Source organism: Stappia sp. ABD4_338, from assembly GCF_056312175.1.
This window is the reverse complement of the sequence record NZ_CM149982.1, coordinates 1,833,528-1,859,338: the sequence shown is the minus strand read 5'-3', so window position 1 is coordinate 1,859,338 and position 25,811 is coordinate 1,833,528. Positions and strand designations below refer to the sequence as shown.

At 66.1% G+C, this 25,811-nt stretch carries 21 protein-coding genes; 11 read left to right on the top strand and 10 right to left on the bottom strand.

What is annotated here, in order from left to right:
* Window positions 1–38: 38 nt before the first annotated feature.
* Complete coding sequence (locus tag ACYX4S_RS08605) at window positions 39–1,283, top strand: UbiH/UbiF family hydroxylase (RefSeq protein ID WP_476362587.1); 1,245 nt, start codon at window positions 39–41, stop codon at window positions 1,281–1,283.
* A gap of 17 nt (window positions 1,284–1,300) precedes the next feature.
* On the opposite strand, the gene ACYX4S_RS08600 is transcribed toward ACYX4S_RS08605, so the two are convergent.
* Window positions 1,301–2,254 (bottom strand): AEC family transporter, encoded by a 954-nt coding sequence (locus ACYX4S_RS08600; RefSeq protein ID WP_476362586.1) that lies wholly within the window; start codon window positions 2,252–2,254, stop codon window positions 1,301–1,303.
* 216 nt (window positions 2,255–2,470) lie between these two features.
* Here ACYX4S_RS08600 and ACYX4S_RS08595 point away from each other — a divergent pair, with 216 nt between their 5' ends.
* The 3 genes from ACYX4S_RS08595 (at window position 2,471) to hspQ (ending at window position 5,018) form a co-directional block, all read left to right on the top strand.
* Window positions 2,471–3,376, top strand: coding sequence for a lysophospholipid acyltransferase family protein (locus tag ACYX4S_RS08595; RefSeq protein ID WP_476362585.1), 906 nt, complete (start codon window positions 2,471–2,473; stop codon window positions 3,374–3,376).
* A 99-nt stretch (window positions 3,377–3,475) separates the two neighbouring features.
* The gene (locus ACYX4S_RS08590) at window positions 3,476–4,519 is read left to right on the top strand and encodes an HpcH/HpaI aldolase/citrate lyase family protein (protein ID WP_476362584.1); all 1,044 of its coding nucleotides are present in this window, start codon (window positions 3,476–3,478) and stop codon (window positions 4,517–4,519) included.
* 175 nt (window positions 4,520–4,694) lie between these two features.
* Window positions 4,695–5,018, top strand: a complete 324-nt coding sequence (gene hspQ, locus ACYX4S_RS08585; RefSeq protein ID WP_293724878.1) for a heat shock protein HspQ — start codon at window positions 4,695–4,697, stop codon at window positions 5,016–5,018.
* Window positions 5,019–5,102: 84 nt separating this feature from the next.
* Here the strand turns inward: hspQ and ACYX4S_RS08580 are convergent, their stop codons facing one another.
* Window positions 5,103–5,735: an invasion associated locus B family protein gene (locus tag ACYX4S_RS08580; protein WP_293724876.1), complete on the bottom strand. Its 633-nt coding sequence runs from the start codon at window positions 5,733–5,735 to the stop codon at window positions 5,103–5,105.
* Between the two features lie 400 nt (window positions 5,736–6,135).
* Between ACYX4S_RS08580 and ACYX4S_RS08575 the strand changes: the two genes are divergently transcribed.
* From ACYX4S_RS08575 to ACYX4S_RS08560, 4 genes are read left to right on the top strand one after another with little or no spacing between them, the layout of a single operon-like run.
* Window positions 6,136–8,028, top strand: a complete 1,893-nt coding sequence (locus tag ACYX4S_RS08575; RefSeq protein WP_476362583.1) for an extracellular solute-binding protein — start codon at window positions 6,136–6,138, stop codon at window positions 8,026–8,028.
* Window positions 8,029–8,049: 21 nt separating this feature from the next.
* Complete coding sequence (locus ACYX4S_RS08570; RefSeq protein WP_422068769.1) at window positions 8,050–9,678, top strand: AMP-binding protein; 1,629 nt, start codon at window positions 8,050–8,052, stop codon at window positions 9,676–9,678.
* 5 nt (window positions 9,679–9,683) lie between these two features.
* A complete protein-coding gene (locus ACYX4S_RS08565) occupies window positions 9,684–10,862 on the top strand; it encodes a hypothetical protein (RefSeq protein ID WP_476362582.1) in 1,179 nt (392 codons plus the stop codon).
* A 48-nt stretch (window positions 10,863–10,910) separates the two neighbouring features.
* Window positions 10,911–11,576 carry a DsbA family oxidoreductase gene (locus tag ACYX4S_RS08560; protein WP_476362581.1) on the top strand — a complete coding sequence of 222 codons (666 nt, stop codon included), beginning with the start codon at window positions 10,911–10,913 and terminating at the stop codon, window positions 11,574–11,576.
* A gap of 437 nt (window positions 11,577–12,013) precedes the next feature.
* Here ACYX4S_RS08560 and eno read toward each other — a convergent pair whose 3' ends face one another.
* Together eno and kdsA are read right to left on the bottom strand one after the other, a co-directional pair.
* The gene (eno, locus tag ACYX4S_RS08555) at window positions 12,014–13,288 is read right to left on the bottom strand and encodes a phosphopyruvate hydratase (RefSeq protein ID WP_476362580.1); all 1,275 of its coding nucleotides are present in this window, start codon (window positions 13,286–13,288) and stop codon (window positions 12,014–12,016) included.
* A gap of 86 nt (window positions 13,289–13,374) precedes the next feature.
* The gene (gene kdsA / locus ACYX4S_RS08550) at window positions 13,375–14,226 is read right to left on the bottom strand and encodes a 3-deoxy-8-phosphooctulonate synthase (RefSeq protein ID WP_476362579.1); all 852 of its coding nucleotides are present in this window, start codon (window positions 14,224–14,226) and stop codon (window positions 13,375–13,377) included.
* Between the two features lie 234 nt (window positions 14,227–14,460).
* On the opposite strand from kdsA, the gene galU reads away from it, so the two are divergent.
* Together galU and ACYX4S_RS08540 are read left to right on the top strand one after the other, a co-directional pair.
* The gene (gene galU / locus ACYX4S_RS08545) at window positions 14,461–15,342 is read left to right on the top strand and encodes a UTP--glucose-1-phosphate uridylyltransferase GalU (protein WP_293724864.1); all 882 of its coding nucleotides are present in this window, start codon (window positions 14,461–14,463) and stop codon (window positions 15,340–15,342) included.
* Between the two features lie 83 nt (window positions 15,343–15,425).
* Window positions 15,426–16,436, top strand: coding sequence for an NAD-dependent epimerase (locus ACYX4S_RS08540; RefSeq protein WP_422068775.1), 1,011 nt, complete (start codon window positions 15,426–15,428; stop codon window positions 16,434–16,436).
* A 22-nt stretch (window positions 16,437–16,458) separates the two neighbouring features.
* Here ACYX4S_RS08540 and glmU read toward each other — a convergent pair whose 3' ends face one another.
* Window positions 16,459–17,835, bottom strand: a complete 1,377-nt coding sequence (gene glmU, locus ACYX4S_RS08535; RefSeq protein ID WP_476362578.1) for a bifunctional UDP-N-acetylglucosamine diphosphorylase/glucosamine-1-phosphate N-acetyltransferase GlmU — start codon at window positions 17,833–17,835, stop codon at window positions 16,459–16,461.
* Window positions 17,836–18,001: 166 nt separating this feature from the next.
* Between glmU and ACYX4S_RS08530 the strand changes: the two genes are divergently transcribed.
* Complete coding sequence (locus ACYX4S_RS08530) at window positions 18,002–18,997, top strand: SLAC1 anion channel family protein (protein ID WP_293724859.1); 996 nt, start codon at window positions 18,002–18,004, stop codon at window positions 18,995–18,997.
* Between the two features lie 30 nt (window positions 18,998–19,027).
* Here the strand turns inward: ACYX4S_RS08530 and ACYX4S_RS08525 are convergent, their stop codons facing one another.
* The 5 genes from ACYX4S_RS08525 to ACYX4S_RS08505 form a co-directional block, all read right to left on the bottom strand.
* A complete protein-coding gene (locus tag ACYX4S_RS08525) occupies window positions 19,028–19,651 on the bottom strand; it encodes a pyridoxamine 5'-phosphate oxidase family protein (protein ID WP_476362577.1) in 624 nt (207 codons plus the stop codon).
* 102 nt (window positions 19,652–19,753) lie between these two features.
* The gene (locus ACYX4S_RS08520; protein ID WP_476362576.1) at window positions 19,754–21,838 is read right to left on the bottom strand and encodes a dipeptide ABC transporter ATP-binding protein; all 2,085 of its coding nucleotides are present in this window, start codon (window positions 21,836–21,838) and stop codon (window positions 19,754–19,756) included.
* Between the two features lie 13 nt (window positions 21,839–21,851).
* Complete coding sequence (locus ACYX4S_RS08515; RefSeq protein ID WP_422068778.1) at window positions 21,852–22,874, bottom strand: ABC transporter permease; 1,023 nt, start codon at window positions 22,872–22,874, stop codon at window positions 21,852–21,854.
* Window positions 22,875–22,887: 13 nt separating this feature from the next.
* Window positions 22,888–23,838, bottom strand: a complete 951-nt coding sequence (locus tag ACYX4S_RS08510) for an ABC transporter permease (protein ID WP_476362575.1) — start codon at window positions 23,836–23,838, stop codon at window positions 22,888–22,890.
* 154 nt (window positions 23,839–23,992) lie between these two features.
* A complete protein-coding gene (locus ACYX4S_RS08505; RefSeq protein WP_476362574.1) occupies window positions 23,993–25,684 on the bottom strand; it encodes an ABC transporter substrate-binding protein in 1,692 nt (563 codons plus the stop codon).
* Between the last annotated feature and the right edge of the window lie 127 nt (window positions 25,685–25,811).

The following is a 25,811-nucleotide window of genomic DNA, read 5'->3' as shown; positions in this document are numbered from 1 at the left end:
CACCCCGGAGAGCGGAAAACCGACAGGCGGGCAACGACATGACCAGCACATCCGACGCGCGTGCAGCCGGAACAGAGACGTCCGTTCATGACGTCGCGGTGGTCGGCGCGGGCCCCTCCGGCCTTGCCATGGCGATCGCCCTCGCCCGCTCGGGACTGTCCACGGTCCTCATCGCGCCGGACGTGACGGCGGAGGATGACCGCACCACGGCCCTGCTCGATTCCTCGGTGGAGATGCTGAAGTCGCTCGACCTGTGGGAGCGCATTCTGCCCCATGCCGCGCCGCTGGCGCACATGCGCATCATCGACGGAACCGAACGGCTTTTCCGCGCGCCGGAAACGGTCTTCGATGCCTCCGAGCTCAAGCTCGAGGCCTTCGGCTACAACATCCGCAACCGTGACCTGAACCGGATCCTTGGCGAAGCAGCCTCCGGGACCGGAGGGCTGACCCGCATTCACGCCCGGTTCGAGGGGCTGGAGGCCGGTGCCGATTGCACGCGACTCGACCTGGAGACCGGCGAGCATGTTTGCGTGCGGCTCGTCGTTGGCGCCGATGGCCGAAACTCTCCGGTGCGCGACGCGGTCGGGATCGACACGAAGACCTGGCGCTATCCGCAGGCCGCTCTCATCGTCAATCTGGACCATGATCTGCCGCACCGCTTCCACTCGACCGAGTTCCACACGCCCACCGGCCCCTTCACCCTTGTGCCCCTTTCGGGACGCGGTTCCTCGCTCGTCTGCGTCGAACGGCCAGAGGTCGCGCAGGAACTGGCCGCGATGGATGACGACACGCTGGCGCTGGAGCTTGAGCGCCGGGCGCGGTCCGTCTACGGCAAGATGCGCATCGACGGGGCGCGGCAGGTCTATCCGCTCGGTGGCCTGACGGCGACGCGAATGGGGGCGCGGCGCGCGGCACTCGTCGGCGAGGCCGCGCATGTGTTTCCGCCGATCGGCGCACAGGGACTGAACCTTGGCTTGCGCGACGTGGCGGCTCTCGTCGAGATCGTCGTGTCCGCCCGCGACCGTGGCGAGGACATCGGCTCCGACGAGGTTCTTGGCCGCTACGAGCGCCAGCGCCGCGCCGACATCACCTCGCGGACCACGGCCGTCGACCTTCTCAACCGCTCGCTGCTGACCGACATGCTGCCGGTCCAGGCGCTCAGGAGCATCGGGCTCTACCTCGCCTCCCGGGTCGCGCCCTTGCGGCGGATGCTGATGCGCGAGGGCATCGCGCCCGTGCTCGCGCGCCCCAGGCTCATGCGTGGCGTGACGCTCGGGCGGTAGCGGTTTCGCGCCACACCCTAGCCGATGGGCAGGTAGCCTTCGGTGATGAAATAGATGAAGAGCGAGACCGTGACGGTCGAGGCGATGGTGCCGATCAGGATCGCGCTCGAGGCCCGCTGGGAATAGACGTCATACTGCTGGGCGATGACAAAGACGTTGGCCGCCGGCGGCAGGCAGGCCATCAGCACCGCCGTCGCCACCCAGGACGGATCGAATCCGCCGATCCAGTTGAGCAGCAGCAGCACGATGAGCGGATGCACCACCAGCTTGACGATGAGCACCGCCGGAAGCTCCAGCGGAACGCGCCCGAGCGGCCGCTGAACCACCGTGACGCCCATGGCGAAGAGCGCGCATGGCGCGGCGGCGTTTGAAAGAAACGTCAGCAGCGTGTCCAGGGCCTGCGGTGGGCGGAACTGCACTGCCGCCGCCAGAACGCCGGCGATTGTCGCCAGAATGAACGGATGCGTGAAGATTCGTTTCAGCACGGTGAGCGCCGTCTTCATCGGCGGCTCGTTGTCCGTTCCGGCGACGGCCATCATCAGCGGCGCCAGCGTGAACAGCAATATGTTGTCGAAACAGAACACCAGCGCCGTGGGCACGGCGGCCGCCGGCCCGAGAACGGCCAGCGTCAGGCCCGGCCCCATGTAGCCGATGTTGGAATAGGAGCCGATCAGCGCCTGGATGGTCGCCTCGGGGATGTTGCCGTTCGACGCGATGACGCCGATGCAAAAGGCGATCGCGAAGGCGCAATAGGTCGCGAAGGTGGTGCCGGCCACGTAGCCGATGTTGGTGAGTTCCTCCACCGGCGTCCTGGCGAGCAGGCGAAAAAAAAGCGCCGGCAGCGCGATGTAGATGACGAAGAACTGCATCCAGGCGAGGCCTTCGGGCGGCAGCTTCTTGAACTTGCCGGCGGCGACCCCGAGAAAGATGAGGCCGAAGAACGGCAACGCCAGTGAAATGACATTTTCCATCGCGATCTCCGGGACCGTTCCGGCCCCAATGCCTGCCCCGTTCCGTCTCCGCCATGCGCGCGGACACGGTCCCTCCCCGGACCTGTTGCCAAGCCCCCTTCGCTTCGGTAAGCACCGCAGGCCTAGCCGGTTCGCGGGAACCGGTCAACGCCATCCGGCGCCCTGGTGCCGGCCCGCTTTCATCAACGCCACCGCCCCGGGGATGCGACTGCCATCATGACGGCGCAATCCGGCCGCCCCCTCGCGGCCCGCCTCCGCTCCTTTGGCCTGACGGTCCGCCACGCCGCGGAATGGCTGATGTTGCGCGCCTGCTTCGCGCTGGTTCGGGTGATCCCCGAGCGGGCCATGGTGCGTGCCATGGGGCGGGCATGGCGCTTCTTCGGCCCGATGAACAAGCGTCACCGGCGCGCCATGGACAATCTGGCCCGTGCCTTTCCCGAGATGGGAGAGGCGGAACGCGACACACTGGCCCGCCGGATGTGGGAAAATCTCGGGCGGGTCGCGGCCGAAACGCTGCAGCTCGACCGCGTGACGCATGACCCGTCCCGTTTCGAGTTCGATGTGTCCGAGGTGGGCGATCTTGTCGGCGACGGTGGTGCGGTCGTCGTGTCCATGCACGCGGGCAACTGGGAAGTGACCACGCTCGGAGCCCTGGAACTCGGCTGGTCTCCCATCGGGGTCTACAAGGCGCTGAGCAACGCCCGTTCCGACACTCTTTTGCGCTCGCTGCGCGCGCCCCTTTATCCCGGCGGACTGCTGCCGAAGGGGCATGAGACGGCGCGCCGGGTGCTGTCGAAGGTGCGCCGGGGCGGGCGCGTCGCCATGCTCGCCGACCTGCGCGATCCGCGCGGCGCGATCATCCCCTTCTTCGGCCATGACGCCTACGCCACCACCTATCCGGCCATGGTCGCCTGCGCGGCCGGCGTGCCGCTGGTCGCCGCGCGTGTGTTGCGCCTGCCCGACGATCGGTTCCGCATCTCCGCCGTGATCGTCGATGTGCCGCGCACGGGCGACCGCAAGGCCGACGCCCTCGCCCTGACACAGGCCTACCACGGCCTGTTCGAACAATGGATCCGCGCCGCACCCGACCAGTGGATGTGGATCATGCGCAAATGGGTGTGATGCGGCAGCGCATCACACCGCCCGGCCACCGACCAAAGGCGGCTTGCTACCTGCCCCCGGCTCGCGCTTATATGCACTGCAACATTTCGGGAGGATCGGGTGAAGACACCACGCGCATTCTATCAGCCGCTTGCCATCGGTGCGCCTGCGCCGCTGCGTGAGCTCCCTACCCGCCTCGAGCGGATGATCCATTTCGTGCCGCCGCATCTGGAGAAGATGCGCGCCAAGGTTCCCGATCTGATCGGCACGGTGGATGTCGTGCTGGGCAACCTCGAGGACGCCATTCCCGCCGACCAGAAGGTTGCGGCGCGGCACGGCTTCATCGAGATGGCGAAGGCCAATGACTTTGGCCAGACGGGCCTGTGGACCCGGGTAAACTGCCTGAACAGCCCCTGGCTTCTCGACGATCTTGTCGAGATCGTCCAGGAGGTCGGCGACAAGCTCGACGTGGTGATGCTGCCCAAGGTCGAGGGCCCCTGGGACATTCACTATGCCGACCAGCTTCTGGCCCAGCTCGAGGCCCGGGCCGGCGTGACGAAACCCATTCTCATTCACGCGATTCTCGAAACGGCGGAGGGCGTGAAGAACGTCGAGGCCATTGCCACCGCCAGCCCCAGGATGCATGGCATGAGTCTCGGCCCGGCCGATCTCGCCGCCTCCAGGGGCATGAAGACGACCCGTGTCGGTGGCGGTCATCCCGACTACGCGGTGCTGCCCGATGCGGCCGAAGCCGCCGCACCGCGCCTGTCGGTTCAGCAGGACCTGTGGCACTACACGATCGCCAAGATGGTCGACGCCTGCATGGCCGCCGGCATCAAGGCCTTCTATGGCCCCTTCGGCGATTTCTCCGACGCGGCCGCCTGCGAGAGCCAGTTCCGCAACGCCTTCCTGATGGGATGCGCGGGCGCCTGGTCGCTTCATCCCTCGCAGATCGCCATCGCCAAGAAGGTGTTCAGTCCGGACCCTGACGAGGTTGCCTTCGCCCGCCGCATTCTCGAGGCGATGCCGGACGGCTCGGGGGCCGTGATGATCGACGGCAAGATGCAGGACGACGCGACCTGGAAACAGGCCAGCGTCATCGTCGATCTGGCACGCCTCGTCGCGGCCCGGGACCCTGACCTGGCAAGCGCCTACGGGTTCTGAGCGCAGGCAAAAGCACAGCGCGGTTTTGCGGCGAATGACGAAGCGGAGCGAAGAGTTCCGCCCCGGTCATGGACTTGTAAACCGGCTGTTGAAGGCGTATGGGCTACGCTAATTCACGAGATACTAACGGCGCGGCGGAGCATGGCCTTCGCCGCGCGAACGGGTTCTACAAGCAATGCGAACCGCGAAATACATGATCGGGCAAGTGGTCCGGCACAGAATCTATCCATTCCGCGGGATCATCTTCGACGTCGATCCGACCTTCTCCAACACGGAGGAATGGTGGGACACGATTCCCGCCGATGTACGTCCCGAGCGCGATCAGCCCTTCTATCACCTGCTCGCCGAGAACGCGGATACGGAATACATCGCCTATGTGTCGGAACAGAATCTGGTTCCCGATGACACCGGCGAACCGGTCCGCCACCCCCAGGTGGACGAGATCTTCGAGCAGCAGGCGGACGGATCCTACCTGCCGCGGGATGTCGATCTGCACTGAGGTTGCCCGTTCCGACGCAAATGAAAAAGGCCGCCGGGAGTTCCCGGCGGCCTTTTGCTTGTCCTGGACGGATGCGTTTCCGGCTCAATTGTCGCCGGTCGCTTCCTTCTGCTTGTCGATCAGCTTCTGACGGGCTTCCTCGGCGCGCTTCTGCAGCTCGGACTGGAGCTGCTGCTGCTTCTGCTGCAGCGCGGCCGCGTCGATCGGGTCGCCGTCGTAGACCTTGGTGAAGCCGGACAGCGTGAGCTGGAACGGCACCTGCTTGGCCTGCTGGTTCAGCGTGGTCAGGATCAGGTTTCCGCCGGCCTTGAGCGAGTTGATGAAGGCATCGTCGATCACCAGCTCGGAATAGCAGGCGTTGGGGAAGCAGATGCCGTACTTCGCTTCGGTCTGCTTGCCGTTGTCGACCTGAACGCGCAGGCCCGGCTGGATGAGCATTCCCGGCGGAACGGCGATGAGCAGCGTCTTGCGCGCCTCGCCGCCGATCTCGCGAACCGCGACGGAAGCCAGGAACTGGCCCGTGTCGGTCCTCAGTTCCTGCGTGACGACGCAGGTCTGCTTGTTGGACTGGGGATCCGTATTGCAGATCTTCACCCAGGGGGTGTCCGCCTGCGGTTCGACGGTCTGGGTCTGGGCGCTGGCGCCGGTCACGGCGGCAAGCAGCGCCGCCGCGGCGAGCGACACGCCGGCCAGGCTATTCTTCAAGGTCTCAGCCATACAATGCGTCCCTACGTCCATGATCTCGTTGCGCGACCCCGGTCGCGCGAACCGTGTGAATTCGCTTTGCGGAAGCGATCCGTCGCAAACCCGCGCCAGCTTTCGCCATATCCGAATCCGGCAGGCCGATCCGCGGTGCCCCTCGCCTCGACTCCGTTGTCACGCGCTCCTGCCCACATGGGCAAGGAATGCGGCGAGACATTGGCCCCGGTGCTTCCGGGGCGCATCTTTACAGGCTCAACCGGCAAATATCCAGAAAGAGCCTTGCGATAGTCGCGTACCGTAACGCCGCACCGCACGGCAAGCCTGACGCTGTTGCGCAAATGTCCCACCCTGCGCGAGGTCGCAATGTTGAACTCTCGTTAACCATAGCAAAGTGATTGCGCGCTATAAACGGGGCATGACTGTCGAGACGAACAATCTGATTCCCTCCCCCGTGTCGCGGCGCGCCCCTGGACATGCCGCGCGTATCGCGCGTGCGCTGGTGCTTGCCGCCGGTCTTGTCGTTACGGGACATGGTCTGGCGACCGCGCAGGCGCAGGAGGTGCCGGCGGTCCATGGCATCGCCATGCACGGGCAGCCCGCGCTGCCCTCCGACTTCGACCATCTGCCCTACGCCGATCCGGATGCGCCGAAGGGGGGCCGTATCACCTATGGCGTCCAGGGCACCTTCGACAGTCTCAACCAGTTCATCGTCCAGGGCGGGACAACAACCGCGCGCGGGATCCGCGACAACGACTATGGCGCCCTGGTCATAGAGAGCCTGCTGGAACGCAACCAGGACGAACCGTTTTCGCTTTACGGGTTGCTCGCCGAGGACGTGCGCCTGCCCGACAGTCGTGACTGGATCGAGTTCACGCTCAACGAGAAGGCACGCTTCTCCGACGGCACGCCGGTGACCGTCGAGGATGTGATCTTTTCCTTCGAGATCCTGCGCGACAAGGGGCGCCCGCATTTCCGCGCCCGCTATTCGCGAATCGAGAAGATGGAGCAGACCGGCCCGCGCAGCGTCCGCTTCACCTTCGAGGATGGTTCCGACCGCGAGCTTCCCCTGCTGATCGGCCTGTCGCCGATCCTCGCCAGGCACACCATCGATCCGGAAACCTTCGACCGCAGCACGCTGACGCCGCCCGTCGGCTCCGGCCCCTATGTCATCGACGCGGTGGACGTGGGCAATTCCATCACCTACCGCCGAAACCCGGACTATTGGGCGAAGGACCTGCCGGTCCGCAAGGGATTGTACAATTTCGACGAGATCCGCATCGAGTATTTCCGGGACGAGAACACCCTGTTCGAGGCCTTCAAGAAGGGGCTGGTCTCGGTGCTGCCTGTTGCCGATCCCGCACGCTGGATGACAGCGCTGGACTTTCCCGCCGTTTCCGACGGCAAGGTGGTCAAGGATGTCTTCCGCCTCGGCACGCCGGCGGGCATGCACGGCTTCGTCTTCAACACCCGCCGCGGGGTGTTCTCCGACGTTCGCGTGCGCCGCGCCCTCGCCATGCTTTTCGACTTCGAGTGGGTGAACCGCAATCTCTACTACGGACTTTATGAAAGGACCGGCGGATACTTCGACAATTCCGTCCTGTCCTCCCTTGGACGTCCGGCGAACGACAAGGAGCGTGCCCTGCTCGCTCCCTGGATCGAAGAGATGCCGGCCGATGTGATCGACGGCACCTGGCGTCCGACGCAGGCCGACGGTTCGGGGCGCGACCGCAAGGTCATGCGCGCCGCCGTCACGCTGCTGCGCGAGGCCGGCTACCGCATCGACGGCGGCACCATGCTCGGCCCCGACGGCAAGCCGTTCACCTTCGAGATGCTGACGGCGACGCCCGACCAGGAGCGTCTCGCGCTTGCCTATCAGCGCACGCTGCGCCTCGTCGGCATCGACGCGTCGATCCGCTCGGTGGACGGCGCCCAGTATCAGCGCCGGCGCCAGACCTTCGACTTCGACATGGTGCTGAACACCTGGCTCGTTTCCCTGTCGCCGGGCAATGAACAGCGCTACCGTTGGAGCAGCGACGCCGCCGGCCAGGAGGGCTCGTTCAACTATGCGGGCGCGAAGAGCCCGGCCGTCGACGCCATGATCGACGCAATGCTCGCCGCACGCGACCAGGACGGCTTCGTCGCCGCCGTGCGCGCCTTCGACCGCGCGCTGATTTCCGGTGCCTATGTGGTGCCGCTCTTTCACCTGCCCGAGAAATGGGTGGCCCGCTGGACGACGATCGGCCGGCCGCAGGACCATCCCGTTTCCGGCCCCCGTTTCGAAAGCTGGTGGTCGGCCACCGGCGACTGATCGGACCCTGGATGTAGCAAGATGATCCTCACGCCCGAAAAGACGATCGAAGCGCACCGCCAGAGCGGTATCTGGGGCAACGTCACCCTGGACGCGTTGTTCCGCAAGACGGCGGCCGCCAGCCCCGACCGGCTCGCCCTTGTCGATCCGCAGGACGCAAGGCTTGGCGAGACCGCGAGCCCTCCGCGCCAGCTCACCTATGCCGAGGCGGATGCTGAGATCTCGCGCCTCGCCGCCTTCTTCGCGGCCGTCGGCATGAGCCATGACAGCGTCATCGGGCTGCAGAGCGCAAACACGGTGGATGCGGTGATCGCACTGCTGGCGTCGCTGCGCGCCGGACTGGTCGTCGCGCCGATGCCGCTGCACTGGCGCCAGAAGAACGTCCTCGAGGCGCTCAACCGTGCGGGCGCACGGGCGCTCATCGCCGGCGACAGCTTCGGCGGGCGCAGCCTTGGGCACGAGGCGCGCGACGCCGCGGCCGAACTCTTCGCGCTGCGCTTCGTCTTCGGCCTGGGCAAGGACGTGGTCGACGGGCTCATGGAGCTTGGAAACGTTCTCGACGAATTGCCGGAGGATCTGGAGGACGCCCCTGTGCGGCGCGGCGCCAACGCCGCCGACCATGTCGCGACGCTGACATGGACCCGCTCGACCAGTGGCGAGCCGCTGCCCATCGCTCGCAGCCACAACCAGTGGATCGCCGCCGGGCTGATGCCCTATCTCGAGCTCTCCCTGCCGCGCGCGCCGAAGATCGTGCTGCCCTATGCCATGACCGGAATGGCCGGCATCGGGGCCGGTCTCGTGCCCTGGCTCCTGTCTGGCGGCACGTTGCACCTGCATCACCCCGCCTCGCTGCGGAAGCTCGCCGCCCACGCCGACATGGTCGAGGCGGACATGGTGCTGTGTCCCGGTTCCCTGGTGCCCGCGTTCGAGCGGCGCCTCGACAACGGCGGTTGCCGCATCGTATCCGTGTGGGGTGCCCATTCGGCGACGCCCGCCGCGCACAACACCAACCGCGATCTCACCGACCTGCATGTGATGGACGAATTCGCCATGGTCGCGCGCCGGCGCGAGGGCAGCGCCCTGCCCCGCCCGTTCGCCACGGGGCGCATCGGCTCGCCCTCCACCGCACAGAACGGACCGGCGCTGCTGGAGCTCGACCTCGACACCGAGAGCGGCCCGGCGACGCTGAAGGTGCGCGGCGCGATGGTCGCCGATTCCGCCTGGCCCGCCTGCAAGGTGCGCGTGCCCACCGACAAGGCCGGCTATGTCGACACGCTGTTGCCGGTACGCCAGTCCGAGGCCGGCATCACCGGTGTCGGCGTGCCGGGAACGACCGCGCCCGGCGTCGGCTCCCTGCCGTCCCTCGACGCGCTTTTCGCCGGCTTTCCGGGCATCCGGGAGGCGGCCGCCTTCCTCGTCGAAGACGGCATTCTGGGGGCCCGCCTCTATGCGGCGCTCGTGCCAAGCAGCGGGCTGATCCTCGATGTGGAGGGCTTCTTCGCCTATCTGGAGACCGAGCGCGCGGGACTTGCCGAAATTCCGCACCGGGTGCTCGCACTGCCCGCCCTGCCGCGCACCGAAAGCGGCAAGGTCGACCGGGTCGCGCTGTCCCAGCGGCTCGTCAATCCGCTGCGCTCCGCGGTCGCGTGATGGACATGGCGGAGGGGGCGGCCGACACGCTGCTGCGTGCGCGTGTCGCCGTGACGACGGCGTCCTGGCGCGACGCCCTGGCCGGCCGGCTGGGCGAAGCCTGGGAGGTGACACTTGCCGACGACACCCCCGATGCCCCCCTGCCCGATCTCCTCGTGCTTGCTCGGGAAACGGATGCCTACGACCTTGCCGCGGTCGCCGGGCTGAAACGCCGGGCGGCGACAGGTGGCGCGCGGCTACCCCTCGTTGCCCCTTGCGCGGCGGACGGCGACCCGGATGCGCCGGGCGGAATGCTGCATCCTGACGCGCTGTTGCCGGTGGAGAATGACGGCCGCACCGGAGACCGGCTCGCCGCCGTGCTGCGCGCCTCCGTCCGGCTCGAGGAAGCCATCCTGCGCCACAGGTCGCTGCCCCGCCTTGCGCATGGCGACCAGCCGACAGTGCCCGCGAGCGCCGCGCATGTTCTTGTCCACGGCGACAGCGCCACTCTTGCCGGCGCGGCACGCGCGAGTGGCCTTGCCATCGCCCCGCATGGGGTTTTGAGCCCCGAGGCGGCGCTTGCCAGGCTCGAGACCGGCCCCGCCGACGCGCTCGTGCTGGATGCGCCGGCGGCCCGCATTGCCCACATGCTGGAGGCGCTCGACCGCGATCCGCGCCACATGCACCTGCCGACTCTGGTGATTGCGCGCGATGCCGCAAGCCGGATGGCGGCGCTGGAACATGGCGCGAGCGATGTCGTCCTTGCGGAGGCCGCTCCACGCGACATCGGTCGACGCCTGCAGCTCCTGCTAGGCGCACAGGCCCGCCGCCGGCTGGCGGATGCCCGGCTGGAGCGGTTTCGCAGGTCTGTTCATGACGGCGGTGACGCGCTGGCTCCGGAGGATATCGAGACCTATCGCCGCGCGCTGACGACGGCGCTGAAGCTTCGCGCGCGCGCGCCTCTCGAGGTGCGGCTGGAGGAGGTTCATTCCGGTCCGCGCGAGCTTCATCTTGCCAATGACGGGATCTTTCCACCGCCTGCGCGGGATCCTGTGCTGACAACGGCGCTTGCCGCATCGCGCGAGGAGGATTTTGTTGCTAGGGTGAAGGGATCCGGGGGCCTTGCGATCCTGCGCGACAGCGATGCGCTCGACGCCCTGCGCCGCCGGATTGCCGCCATCGTGGACCAGACCCGCTTCGGCTAGACGGGCTGCTCCACCGGACAAGAGCCTGAGACCGGACGGAGACTGCCCATGACCGACGCTGCCGACGCGACCGCTCCGATGCCCATCGACATCGTGTCGGATGTGGTGTGTCCGTGGTGTTTCATTGGCAAGCGGCGTCTGGAAAAGGCGCTGGCCACCCTCCCCGACATTGCCGTCACGCTGCGCTGGCAGCCGTTCCAGCTCGACCCGACCATCCCGCGCGAGGGCAAGGACCGGCAGGTCTACCTGATGGAGAAGTTTGGCAGCCAGGCGCGCATCGACGAGTTGCACGAGCAGATCGCGGCGGCCGGCGCCGGCGAGGGCATTCCCTTCGCCTTCGACCGGATCACCTCCTCACCCAACACGCTCGACTGTCACCGCCTCGTGCTTTGGTCACGCGCAGAGGATGCCCAGACCGAGATGGTCGAGCGCCTGTTCAACCTCTATTTCGTGGAAGGCGCGGACCTTTCCCGCCCCGAGACGCTGATCAAGGCGGCCGGCGACGTCGGCATGATGCCGGATCTCGTCGCCGAACTGCTGCCCACCGACGCGGACATGGAGAAGATCGAGCGCGACATCGCCCGCGCCCAGTCCCTTGGCGTCACCGGCGTGCCCGCCTTCATCATCGACGAACGTTTCATCGTCATGGGCGCGGAAAAGCCGGAAACACTGGCCGCCGCCATCCGCCACGCGAGCGAAACGAAGACGGGGTGAGGAAAAGCGACGCCCCGGAGCATCGCAAGGCAAGCGGATACCGGATTCCTGCCTTCGCAGGGATGACAGGAGGAACTCGGCGAACCTTCACTTGTCCCTCCCGCTTCCTGTTTCTTGGTGTTTGCGGGTTAAGCCTCAACACCTTCTCGGACGTCACCCCGGCCAAGCGAAGCGCGAGCCGGGGCCCAATTCCCTTCGCCGCAAGCACACCGTGAACCTTCGGGCCGAACCTTGCCGCGCGCTCCGGTCAGGAGGAGCCTGAGCCGAGGGTGCCAATGGATCCCGGCTCACGGGCCTGCGGCCCCTGGCCGGGATGACGCCTGGGGCGCATCGTCGTATCCGGATCATGGAACGAATGGTGACCGAAAGGAAAAAAAGCCGCCGGATCGCTCCGGCGGCTTTTTTATTTTTCAGAGCAGGCGCTTGGAGCCCCGCCCTCACCCCTTCAGGATGTCGCGGCCGGCGTAGCGCGCCTGGGGACCGAGCTCTTCCTCGATGCGGATGAGCTGGTTGTACTTGGCGAGCCGGTCGGAGCGGGCCAGCGAGCCGGTCTTGATCTGCCCGCAGTTGGTGGCGACTGCCAGATCGGCGATCGTGCTGTCCTCGGTCTCGCCCGAGCGGTGCGACATGACGGCGGTGTAGGCGGCCTTGTGTGCCGTCTCGACCGCGTCCAGCGTCTCGGTCAGCGAACCGATCTGGTTGACCTTGACCAGGATCGAGTTGGCGACGCCCTTCTCGATGCCCTCGCGCAGGCGCACCGAGTTGGTGACGAAGAGGTCGTCGCCGACGAGCTGGCAGCGGTCGCCGACCATGTCGGTCAGCGCCTTCCAGCCGGCCCAGTCGTCCTCGGCCATGCCGTCCTCGATGGAGATGATCGGATAACGCTTCACGAAGTCGGCGAGATAGGCGGCCATCTCGTCGGGGCCGAGCACCTTGTTCTCGCCGGCAAGGTGATACTTGCCATCCTTGAAGAACTCGGTCGAGGCGGCGTCGAGCGCGAGCGCGATGTCCTCGCCCGGCTTGTAGCCGGCCTTCTCGATGGACTTCATGATGAAGCCGATGGCCTCGTCCGTGGAGCCGATGTTGGGAGCAAAGCCGCCCTCGTCGCCCACGTTGGTGTTGTGGCCGGCGTCCTTGAGGCCCTTCTTGAGGGTGTGGAACACCTCCGAGCCCATGCGCACGGCGTCGGCGATCGACTCCGCCCCCACCGGCATGATCATGAACTCCTGCACGTCGATCGGATTGTCCGCGTGCGCGCCACCGTTGATGATATTCATCATCGGAACCGGAAGCAGGCGCGCGCCCGTGCCGCCGACATAGCGGTAGAGCGACAGGCCGGATGACTGCGCGGCGGCCTTGGCCACGGCCAGCGACACGCCGAGGATGGCGTTTGCACCAAGACGCGCCTTGTTCGGCGTGCCGTCGAGCGCGATCATCGCCTCGTCGATGTGGATCTGGTCTTCCGCGTCGAGCCCGCCGACGGCATCGAAGATCTCGCCGTTGACCGCGTCGACGGCCTTGCGCACGCCCTTGCCCAGATAGGCGGAGCCGCCGTCGCGCAGCTCGACCGCCTCATGCGCGCCGGTGGACGCGCCCGAGGGAACCGCCGCGCGCCCGAAGGCGCCGTCTTCCAGATGCACGTCGACCTCGACGGTCGGGTTGCCGCGGCTGTCGAGGATCTGCCGGGCTTTGATATCGACAATTGCAGTCATTCTCGTCTCCCTGGAGGTGGGACTGGCAAGGGACCTGGAGCACGGGCGCGGACGAAACCGCCCTCGCCCGCCCCCGTGTGAAACTGTCAGAGGCCGCGCGGCCGCGACTTGGCGACCTTGTCGAAGGCCTGAAGATCCTGGAGCAGGTCCTTCAGGTCCTTGAGCGCGATCATGTTCGGGCCGTCGGAGGAAATGGTGTTGTCCGGGTCGGGATGGGTCTCGATGAAGACGCCGGCGACGCCCACGGCAACGGCGGCCCGCGCCAGAACCGCCACCATGTTGCGCTCGCCGCCGGAGGAGCCGCCCTTGCCGCCCGGCTGCTGCACCGAATGGGTGGCGTCGAACACGACCGGCGCGCCGGTCGCGGCCATCACCGGCAGCGCGCGCATGTCGGACACCAGCGTATTGTAGCCGAAGGAGGCACCGCGCTCGGTCAGGAGCACGTTCGGGTTTCCGCTCTCGACGATCTTGGTCAGGACGTTCTGGATGTCCCAGGGCGCGAGAAACTGGCCCTTCTTGACGTTGACCACGGCGCCCGTCTTCGCGGCGGCGACGAGAATGTCCGTCTGCCGGCACAGGAAGGCGGGAATCTGCAGCACATCGACGGCCTCGGCGACAGGCGCGCACTGGTCGGCCGAGTGAATGTCGGTCAGCACCGGCATTCCGTAGGTCTCGCGAATCTCGGCGAAGACCGGCAGCGCCTCGTCCATGCCAACGCCCCGGCTTGCCGAAAGCGAGGTGCGATTCGCCTTGTCGAAGGACGCCTTGAACACGACGCCGATGCCCAGCTCCCCGGCGATCTCCTTCACCGCGGCCGCGCACTCCAGCACATGCGCCCGGCTCTCCATCTGGCAGGGCCCGGCGATCAGCGAGAACGGAGCTTCCTGGGCGAAGCTCACATTGCCGACGGTGACGGTTGAATTGCAGTTGGTGGCCATGCGGCGGACGCTCCTGTGGCTGGCGCGCGGGCACGCGCCGTTTCCCCCGCCCGTTCAGTATTCGCTCGCACCCGCGGACGCAAGCTCTGCCGCCGCGCTTGGTTCTCCTCTTCTTTCGCGATAGGAAGATGTGGCAGGGACTTGGGGGCGCCAACCCCTGTCGCACGAGTCGCCGCACAGGGCGGAGACGGCGGCGACAGAAACTGACGAAGCACCGACCGGAAAAGAGAACGAATGCAGAAGAAGCGTATTCGCAAGGCCGTCCTTCCCGTCGCCGGGCTCGGGACGCGCTTCCTTCCCGCCACCAAGGCCCTGCCGAAGGAAATGCTCACCATCGTCGACCGCCCGATCATCCAGTACGTGGTGGACGAGGCCCGCGCGGCGGGAATCGAGCACATCGTCTTCGTCACCGGGCGCAACAAACACGTGATCGAGGACCACTTCGACATCGCCTACGAACTGGAGGACACGCTTCGCTCACGCGACAAGAAGGCCGCGCTGAAGCTTCTGGAGGCGATCCGTCCGGCCCCGGGCACCACCAGCTTCACCCGCCAGCAGGAGCCGCTGGGCCTTGGCCACGCGATCTGGTGCGCGCGCGACATCATCGGCGACGAACCCTTCGCGATTCTCCTGCCCGACATGCTCATGAAGTCCGAGCGCGGCTGCCTGTCGGAAATGGTGGAGATCCATAACGAGACCGGCAACAACGTGATCTCGGTGGAGGCGGTGCCGGAGGACCAGACCCACAACTACGGCATTGTCGAGATCGAGGGCGAGCAGACCGCCCGCACCTTCTCCATCACCGGCATGGTGGAAAAGCCGGCACCGGGAACCGCACCGACGAATCTGTTCATCAACGGCCGCTACATCCTCCAGCCGCGCATCTTCGACCTGCTCGGCACCCAGGAAACGGGCGCCGGCGGCGAGATCCAGCTCACCGACGCCATGCTGGCGCTGATGGGCGAGACAGCCTTCACCGGTTTCCGTTTCGAGGGCGAGACCTACGATTGCGGCTCCAAGTCCGGGTTCCTGGCCGCGAACATCGCCTTCGCGCTCGAGGACCAGACACTTGCCGCCGAGCTGCGTCCGCTGCTCGCCGAGCTTCTCAAGGCCTGATGCAACCGGGTGCCAGCGCGCCCGCATCACATGCAACGCCGCCGGGCGCGCCATGGCGCCCGCGCGGGCCCGAATGGTGAGACATGCGCACTCTTCTTGTCACAGGCTCCGCCGGGTTCATCGGCTTTCATGTCTGCCAGCGGCTGCTCGCCGACGGCTGGCACGTGGTCGGGCTGGATAGCGTCAGCCCCTACTACGATCCGGCACTGAAGGAAGCCCGGCTCAAGATCCTCAATGCCAACAATCACTTCACCGAGGCGCGCATTTCGCTGGAAGATCGTGAGGCGGTGATGGAGCTGATGGCGGCCCATCGGCCGGAGCGCATCATTCACCTGGCGGCACAGCCGGGCGTGCGCTACTCGCTCGAGGTGCCGCAAGCCTATGTGGACGCGAATGTCACCGGCTTCCTGACCATTCTGGAAGCGGCCCGCCGGTTCGAGGTGGAGCATGTGGTCTTCGCCTCGACCTCCTCCGTCTACGGTCTGGACGGGGCGATGCCGCTGTCGCCGCACCGGGGCGGCAACCATCCGATCTCGCTGTACGCGGCCACCAAGAAGGCCAACGAGGCGATGGCGCATTCCTATGCGCATCTCTTCAGGATTCCGCTTACGGGCCTGCGCTTCTTCACCGTCTACGGCCCCTGGGCCCGACCCGACATGGCGCTCTACAAGTTCACCAGCGCGATCCTGGAAGGCCGGCCGGTGGACATCTACAACCACGGTGAGATGGTGCGCGACTTCACCTACATCGACGACATCGTGGAAGGCATCGTGCGCATCGCCGACAAGCCCGCCGCGCCGGGTGAAGACTGGGACGCGGACACGCCGGACCCGGCCACCAGCACCGCACCCTACCGCATCTTCAACATCGGCAATTCGGAGCCGGTCCAGCTCCTGCGCTACGTTGACGCCATCGAGGCGGCCTGTGGTGTCGAGGCGATCCGCAACTACATGCCGATGCAGCCCGGCGACGTGCTCGCCACCTGGGCGGATGTGGACGATCTGGCGGAAGCGACCGGCTTTCGCCCGAAGACCAGCGTCGAGGACGGCGTGAAGGCCTTCGTCGACTGGTACCGCGACTTCTACAAGGTCTGAGGGATCCTCGGATCGAAGCCTCTCAGCCTTTTTGCTTGTCCCGCTTCGCCTTTTCCTCCTTGGCGCGGCGTAAGCGCGACTTGAGCAGGCTTGCGCGCCCCTCCTTGACCGCCTGGCGTGCGCGGCCAATGACCAGCGCATCGGCCGGAACGTTCTGCGTGACGGTGCCTCCGGCGGCGAGATAGGCACCGTCGCCGATGGTGATCGGGGCGACCAGAGTCGAGTTGGAGCCGACGAAGACATCCTCGCCGATATCCGTCAGATGCTTGAGGAAACCATCGTAGTTGCAGGTGATCGTGCCGGCGCCGATGTTCGAGCGCGCGCCGATCCTGGCGTCGCCCACATAGGTCAGGTGGTTCACCTTGGCGCCCTCGCCGACCGTCGCGTTCTTCACCTCGACGAAGTTGCCGATATGCGCGCCGGTGCCGATCTCCGCGCCGGGCCGCAGGCGGGCATAGGGACCAAGCGTTGCCCCCTCGCCGACACGGGCCTGCTCGAGATGGGAGAAGGCACGCACGACCGCATCGCGGGCAACGCTGACGCCGGGGCCGAAAACCACGTTCGGCTCGACCACGACGTCGGCGGCAAGAACCGTGTCATGGGAGAAGAACACGGTCTCGGGCGCCACCAGGGTCACGCCATCGTCCATAGCCTGCTGCCGCATCCGGGCCTGGAAATCCGCCTCGACCCGGGCAAGCTGGGCGCGGGTGTTGATACCCTGCACCTCCGCCTCGTCCGCGGTCTCCGAGGCGACCGACAGCCCGAGACCCCGTGCGACCTCCACGGCATCGGTCAGGTAGAATTCGCTGTTTGCATTGTCGTTGCCGATGGCATCCAGGATCTCCAGGAACCGCGCACCGGAAAAGCCCATGATGCCGGAGTTGCAGAAGGCAACCTGCCGCTCGGCCTCGCTCGCGTCCTTCTCCTCGCGGATGGCGACGAGTTCCCCGCCTTCCTCCAGCAAGCGTCCGTAGTCGAAGGGGTTGGCGGCCTGGAAGCCGAGCACGACCAGATCCGCGCCGGCGGAAAGGCGCGCGCCGATCCGCTCGATCGTCCCGGGCCTCACCAGCGGCGTGTCGCCGAAAAGCACGAAGACCTGGTCCGGCACGGGCGTGGCGGCCGGGCGTGCGGCAAGCGCGGCATGGGCCGTTCCCAGACGTTCGGTTTGCTCGTGGCAACTCGCCTGCGGTGCCCGGCGCCCGACCTCCGAGACCAGGGCCGGCATGTCCGGCCCCACCACCACCGCGATCCGCTCGACCGACGCGGCCGAAACCGCCTTCAGGACATGGCCGACCAGGGACAGGCCGCCGATCTCGTGCATCACCTTCGGCCGCTCGGACTTCATGCGGGTGCCGAGACCGGCGGCAAGAATGATGGCAAGACGGGTCGGTGCGCTCATGAAATCCTCGCTCGGTGATCCTCGTGCCTGTCTTCGGCGAGAGTATCGCCAAGCGTCAAGCCCGAAGGGCGCGGACATGGTATTTTCCGGCACTATCGCGAGAATCGATTCCACGCTATTGCTTGGATGATCTATTTTCGAAATATTGAATGTACAGGATGAGCCCATGGCCGCGAGTGATGTTACCGGACACGAGGAACAAGGCGGGCGCGCCTGGCTGGCGCACTATCCGGTTACCTTCTTCGCCGTGGTCATGGGCCTCTCGGGCCTGACGCTCGCCACCCACCGCATCGAGCACGCGCTCGACCTGCCACCGGTGCCGGGGCAGATACTTACTGTCGTGACGGTGCTTGTCTTCCTTGCCATCGGCACGGTGTTCATCGCGAAGGGACTGCGCTACCCGGACGCGCTGAAGGCCGAATGGAACCATCCGATCCGCATCGCCTTCTTCCCGGCGATCACCATCGGGGCGCTGCTGATCGCGGCCGCGATCCTTCCCTGGCACGGCACGCTCGCCCATATCCTCTGGGTCGTTGCCGCGGTGGCGCATCTGGCCATCATCCTCGGCGTCGTTTCGGCCTGGCTCAGCCATCGTCCCTTCGAGACCGCGCATCTGACACCGGCGTGGTTCATTCCGGCCGTCGGCAACGTGCTGGTGCCCATGGCCGGCGTCCGTCTCGGCTATGTCGAGGTGTCGTGGTTCTTCTTTTCGGTCGGGATCCTGTTCTGGATGGTGTTCCTGACCCTGGTCTTCAACCGGCTGATCTTTCACAACCCGCTGCCGGAGCGCCTGCTGCCGACACTGGTGATCATGATCGCCCCGCCCTCGGTCGGGTTCGTTGCCTGGCTTCAGCTCAACGGTGGCGAAGTCGATGCCTTCGCGCGCATTCTGTATTACGCGGCACTGATGTTCGTGCTGATCACGCTGACGCAGGTCGGGCGGCTGGTGCACCTGCCTTTCGCCATGTCGTGGTGGGCCTATTCCTTCCCCGTCGCCGGTTTCACCATCGCCTCGACCCTCTTTGCCGAGGGAACGGGAGAAACGGTCGCCCATGCGCTTGGATACATCGGCTATGCGGCGCTATGGGCGATCATTCTGCTTCTTGTCGTGCGCACGCTGACGGCCATGCGGCGCAACGAGATCTGCCAACCGGAGGGGTAATGCCCTCCGGCTGCGCGCGATGCGACCGGCCTACCAGAGCGAGGCGGCGGCGCGGGCCGGCCATTCCCGGTCGTACTCCTCGCCGCCAACGCGGTTATCGCTCAGATCGGCGAGAATTTTCCCCGGGCTCGGCAGATCGGAAACATCTGGCCAGGACGACTCCGTCCAGAGTTGGGACCGCACGACCGCGCGGGCACACTGGAAGTAGATCCGCTCCACCTCGATGACGATCACCGTACGCGGCGGCTTACCCTCGACGGTGAAGCGTTCGAGCAGATCCGGCGCGATGCTGACGCGCGCGCGTCCATTGACCCGCAACGTGGTTCCGCTGCCGGGAATGAGAAACAGCAGCGCCACGCGCGGGTCACGCACGATGTTGCGCAGGGAATCGATGCGGTTGTTGCCGCGCCGGTCTGGCAGCGCCAGCGTCTTGCGGTCCAGGATCTCGACGACCTGCCCCCGGTCGCCGCGTGGCGAGCAGTCGAGCCCCTCCGGTCCGACCGTCGCGAGCCCGACGAAGGGAGAGGCCATCATCAGCCTGGCGTATTCGTTGCTGACCCAGTCGATCTCCTTGACGGTCGAGGTCTCGCCCGGAACGCCGTAGATCGCCTCGAGGTCCTCCACGCTGGTCAGAGTGTCTTCGCCTGCGTTCATGTCCGCCCCTGTCTGCTGTGTGCCCATCCGGTGTGACGAGGTCATGTGCAGGCAACCATGACACGTTGATGACACCGCGGGAAAGGCGCGGGACAGCCTCCTCTACCCCGTCGCACCGACCGGTTGCTTCGCCTTGATCACCGGCTCCATCGCCGCAAGCGTTTCGGGATCGAGATGACAGGCGATCTCGTGATCGTCGGCAAAGGTCCGCACCGGCGGAAGGTCAACGTCGCAGGTGCCCTCGATCATGTAGGGACAACGCGTCTGGAACGGGCACCCCTTCGGCGGATTGGCTGGCGACGGGATTTCGCCCTTCAAAACGATGGAGCGCTTCTCGACGCTGGTATCGGCAATGGGAACGGCGGCGAGCAGAGCCTCGGTATAGGGATGATAGGGCGGCGCGAAGATCTCCTCCGTCGTGCCCTGCTCCATGATCCGTCCCAGATACATGACCACGACACGGTCGGCGAGATAGCGCACCACCGAGAGGTCATGGCTGATGAACAGCATCGTGGTGCGGTTCTCGCGCTGGATGTCCATCAGCAGTTCGGTGACGGCCGCCTGCACCGAGACATCGAGTGCTGAAACGGGCTCGTCGGCAATCACCACCTTCGGGTTGCCGGCAAAGGCGCGCGCGATGCCGACGCGCTGCTTCTGCCCGCCGGAAAGCTGGCGCGGCTTACGGCGCGCGAAATCGCGCGGCAGCTTCACCGTATCGAGCAGCCGCATGACCAACCCCTCGATCTCGCCCTCGTCCCGCGCGACGCCGAACTTGCGGATGACACGGGCGATCTGGCTGCCGACGGTGTGCGACGGATTGAGCGTGTCGAACGGGTTCTGGAACACCATCTGCAGTCCGGCGATGGTTTTCGCGTCCCGCTTGTCGACCGGCAGGCCGCCGAGTTCCACGTCCCCCAGAAGCACCTTGCCGTCGGTGGCGTCCTCAAGCCCCATGAGCACCTTGGCGAAGGTCGACTTCCCGCAGCCGCTCTCGCCGACGATGGCCACCGTTTCCGCCTCGCGAGCGGAGAAGGTCAGCTTTTCATTCGCCTTCACGGCGCGCTGCTCGCCGCCCAGGACCAGCAGGCCGCCATCGTCGATGACGTAGTGCTTCGTCATGTCCTCGACGGAAAGCACCACCTCGCCCGCTTCGACCGGCGGTTTGGCCTCGCCCTTCGGGAGATCGCGCTCCCAATCGATGTCCTCAAACCGCTCGCAGCGGACACGATGCCCCTCGTCACCCGGAACCACGTGCATGGAGAGGCGCCCCGTGTCGCAGACGCCCTCGCGGAAGAAGCTGCAGCGTGGGCCGAAGTTGCACCCCGTCGGCCGCTCGTGGGGAAGCGGGAGTTGGCCCGGGATCGCCACGAGGGGATGGGCGTTCTTGTCGGCGCCGGGAAGCGGAATGGAACCGAACAGTCCGCGCGTGTAGGGATGACGCATCTCCTCGAACACGTCGTGGATGTCGCCGACCTCCACCGCCTCGCCCGAATACATGACCGTGAGCCGGTCACAGGTCTCCAGGATCAGGCCGAGGTTGTGGGAGATGTAGATCATGGAGGTGCCGAATTCCCCGGCGATCTCCTTGATGAGTTCGACGATGCCGGCCTCCACCGTCACATCGAGCGCCGTGGTCGGTTCGTCTAGAAGCAGCAATCGCGGATTGGAAAGAAGCGCCATGGCGATCACCACGCGCTGCTGCTGGCCGCCGGAGATCTGGTGCGGATAACAGGTGAGGATCCGCTCGGGATCCGGCAGCCGCACCTTGGCGAGCATGTCGGCGGAAAGCTTCAGCGCCTCCGCGCGCGACAGTCCGTCGTGGTAGATCGGGACCTCGGCGAGCTGGTCGCCGATGGTCATGGACGGGTTCAGCGATGCCATGGGCTCCTGGTAGACCATGGCGATCTTGGATCCCCGGATCTGGCGCAGCTCCTCTTCGCTCATGGTGCGCATGTCGCGCCCCTCGAACAGGATCTCGCCGCCGACGATCGCACCGTTCTTGCCCATGTATTGCATGATCGCGAGGGCGACGGTGGACTTGCCGCAGCCGCTCTCGCCGACGATGCCATGCGCCTCGCCCGGCATGAGCTTGAGGTTGAAGTCCACCACCGCCGGGATCTCGCCCGAACGCGTATAGTAGGAAATGCAGAGGTTCCGGCACTCCAGGACCGGTGTCTGGTCGCTCATGTGTCTCGCCCCCTCAGTCACGCAGGCTCATTTCCCTGAGGCCGTCGGCCAGCAGGTTGAAGCCGAGAATCAGGCTCGACACGGCAAGCGCCGGCACGAGCAGCATGTAGGAGAACTTCCACAGCATCGCCGTCTTGGCGCTCTCGCGGATCATCAGCCCCCAGTCCGGGTCCGGCGGCTGCAGGCCAAGACCCAGGAACGTCAGCGTGGTGATCGCCACCGTCGTGTAGCCGAGCCGCAGACAGGCATCGACGATGATCGGGCCGCGCACATTGGGCAGAAGCTCCACGATCATGATGTAGAGCGGGTGTTCGCCCCGCGTCTGCGCCGCGAAGACATAGTCCCGGGTCTTGATGTCGAGCGCGAGCCCGCGAACGATGCGCATGATCGCGGGAGCGGACGCGAAGGTCACCGCCACCACGATGTTGAAGCCCGACGGCCCGAGATAGTTCAGGATGACGATGAACAGCACCATCACCGGGAACGACAGGAACACGTTGGCGACGAAGGAGATCACCTCGTCCCACCAACCGCTCAGGTAACCGGAGATCAGGCCGAAAAGCGCGCCGATCACATAGGCGACCGCGGTCGCGGTCACGCCCCATACAAGGACCCTCTGGCAGCCCCAGATCATGCGCGAGAGCATGTCGCGCCCCTTGAAATCGGTGCCGAGCCAGAAGAACACGTCGCGTTTCTCGGAAAACGGCGTGGTGAAGGGCGCGATCGGCTTGTTGGGGTCCATGAGCGGCAGATAGGGCGCGGTAACCGCCATCAGCAGCCAGAAGAAGACGAGCGTCAGCCCGATCAGCGCGACGGTGCTCTCGCGGCAGGCCCTGAGCCCGATCACGTAGAGCAGCAGCGTTGCCGGGATCGCCGGCAGCAGCACGAGGCGGGCGCTGTCGCCGAACAGGTTCTGGCCTCCCATGACATAGGCCATGAGGGGCAGCCACATCACCGCCACGAGGACGACGAGCGCCTTCGGACTGGCGAGGCGGTCGAGCAGCGGGGTTGCGGGGTCGGTCTCGGTCAGGGCCATCACAGGGTCCTCCTCAGGCGAAGCGGATGCGCGGGTTGAGGAAGGTGTAGCCGACGTCCGAGATGATCTGGGACAGGACGGCGACTGCGACGGCCACCAGCGTGCAGGCCTGCACGACCTCCACGTCGGGGAAGAGCGCGGCCTCGAGCAGGAGCTTGCCGAAGCCGTCGTACTCGAAGAAGACCTCCACCACGACAACGCCGGAAAGCAGCCAGTTGAGCTGCAGGACAATCAGGGTGAAGGGCGCGATCAGCGCATTGCGTAGCGCGTGCTTCATGACCACCCGCCGGTAGGGCAGCCCCTTGAGAATGGCGGTGCGGATGTACTGGGACGTCATCACCTCGGCCATCGAGGCGCGGGTCATGCGCGCCACATAGCCGAAGTCGTAGATCACGAGGGTGAGAACCGGCAGCACGAGTTCGCGGAAGGAAAAGCCGCCGATCATGGCCGACTTCACGGGAAGCCAGCCGAGCCCCAGGGCGAAGATCACGGTCAGCAGGATGGCGCTGGCGATTTCGGGAATGCTGGTCGTGAACACCGAGACGAAGGAAATCGTCCGGTCCTGTACCGACCCCTCCTTCATGCCCGCCAGAACGCCGAGCACGAGCGAGAGCGGTATCATCAGCGCGAAGACGAAGAAGGCCAGGATGCCCGTGTTGGCCAGCCTGTCGGCAAGGAGCGGGCCGACCGGCCGGTTCTTCTCGTAGGAGAAGCCGAGGTCACCAGTCAGGATCTTGCCCACCCAGTTGACGTAGCGCTGGTAGAAGGGAACATCGAGGCCGCGTTTGGCAAGCCAGCTCTGATAGCTGTCCTCGGTCAGGGCCGAGACGGCGAACCCGCCGATTTCCTGGACCGCCAGTCGTTTCTTGAACTCCGGTGTGTCGAAGATCGCGAACAGCAATAGCGACGAGACCGCCATGATCAGAACCATCTGAACAAGGCGGCGCAGGATCAGTTTCAACATCGGTGCCCACCGTGTCGCCGCCTCGCTGCGCCCGCGAGACGTGCCCCTCGTACCGAACGCCCGAGCGGACATCCGGACCTCGAATTCCGCGGCCGGCTTCTTGCGGCCGGCCGCGGAGGGTCAGTCGTGACGGATCGCCGATCCGTCAGCCGGATCAGCCCATCCAGACCTTGTTGAACTGATGGTACTGGGTCGGGTGCGCCAGATAGCCGTGCACCGAGTTGGACGCCATGCAGTAGACCGGGCGCCAGATCGGCAGCACCACGACGCCGGAATCCTGCAAGATCTTCGAAGCCTTGGCGAGCAGCGGCTTGCGCGCCTCGACGTCGAGCGTGGCCTCGGCCACATCAAGCGCGGCGTCGAATTCGGCGGAGGAGAACCCGCTCTCGTTCCACGGCACGCCCGTACGGTATCCCAACGACATGACCATGGTGCCGAGCGGACGGTGCGTCCAGGCCGTGGCGCCGAACGGTGTCTTGGTCCAGATCTCCCAGTATTTGGAGGCCGGGATCACGTTGATGTTGAGCGTGATGCCAGCGTCCTGAAGCTGGTCGCGCATGGCCTCGGCCACCGTCTGGTGCCAGGGCCCGTCCGTATTGCCGACGTCGATGGTGACCGTCAGGCCGTCCGCGTGCCCGGCTTCGGCGAGAAGCGCCTTGGCGCCTTCCACGTCACGGCTGATCGGCGGCAGCGCCTCATAGTCGGGATGCACCGGCGCGACGTGATAGTTCTCGCCGACGTCGCCGCCTTCCGGGTAGACCAGCGGCTTGATGAGCGAATTGTCGATCGCCATGGCGATCGCCTTGCGCACGCGCACATCGGTGAAGGGCTCCGCGTCCACGCGCATCCGGCAGCACAGGCACTGCGCCGTGCGGGCGGAGATGATCTGGCCGTCGATTGCCTTGGCCAATTCCATCTGCTCGACGCCGAAGTCGTAGATCGCGTCAACGCTCTGTCCAGCGAAGGCCGTGAGCTGGTTGTCCGCGTCGAAGTTGTAGTAGTGGATCTCGTCGAGATAGACCTTGCCGCCCCAGTACTCGAAGGGCTGGCCGCCGGCCTCGGTCACGCGCTTGAGGATGCAGCGGTCGCCGACCACGTTCTCCACGATCTGATAGGCGCCCGTGCCGTTCATGGACGTGTCGAGCGGCGCCTTGAAGTCGCGATGAACGATGGCGGTCGGATAGTTGTACATGTCCTCGGGGAAGGACAGCACCGGCTTGGTGAGATGGAAGCGGATGGTGTGGTCGTCCACCACCTCGATGGCGCCGTCGATCAGCTTCTTCTTGCCGTCGACTTCCTCGACCATCGCCGAGATCGACGACAGGCCGATGTTGGAGGAACCGAGGTCCGGATCCGTCCAGCGCTCGAAGTTGAACTTCACGTCCTCGGAGGTGAAGTCGTCGCCGTTGTGCCACTTGACGCCCTTGCGCAGGTGGAACGTCCAGGTCTTGAGGTCGTCGGAGGCTTCCCAGCCCTCGGCCAGCATCGGGCGGGTGACATTGTCCGGCCCGGTCATCGCGAGATATTCGAGCATATGACGGGTCTGGTTCGACGCCTGGGTCCAGGAGAAGGTCGCCGGGTCGTCGATCTTCTGCACCTGCATCGCCACCTTCAGGATGCCGCCGGCCTTGGCGTCCGCGTCATCGGCCGGGAACGGCATGGTGTCGCCATCCGCCGCGAATGCGGGCGCGGGAAGCCCCGCCATGGCGTAGGCGGCACCCGCCCCGACACCGAGAAGCGCTGCGAACCGCACGAACTCGCGCCGGCTCAGCCGCCCCGCGTCCATGAGGTCCTGTGCTTCATGCACCTTCGGGTGCAGCCCCGTCTTCGAATCCTTGTTCGACATGCTCCGACTCTCCCTTTCGGAAATCCTGCATCAGGTTGATCGTGTTCGCGGCCATGTCCGGCCGCGCGTCCGTTTGATCCTCGACGTTCCTGGCCGCGCTTCGCCCGGGGCGGCGCCGGCCATCACG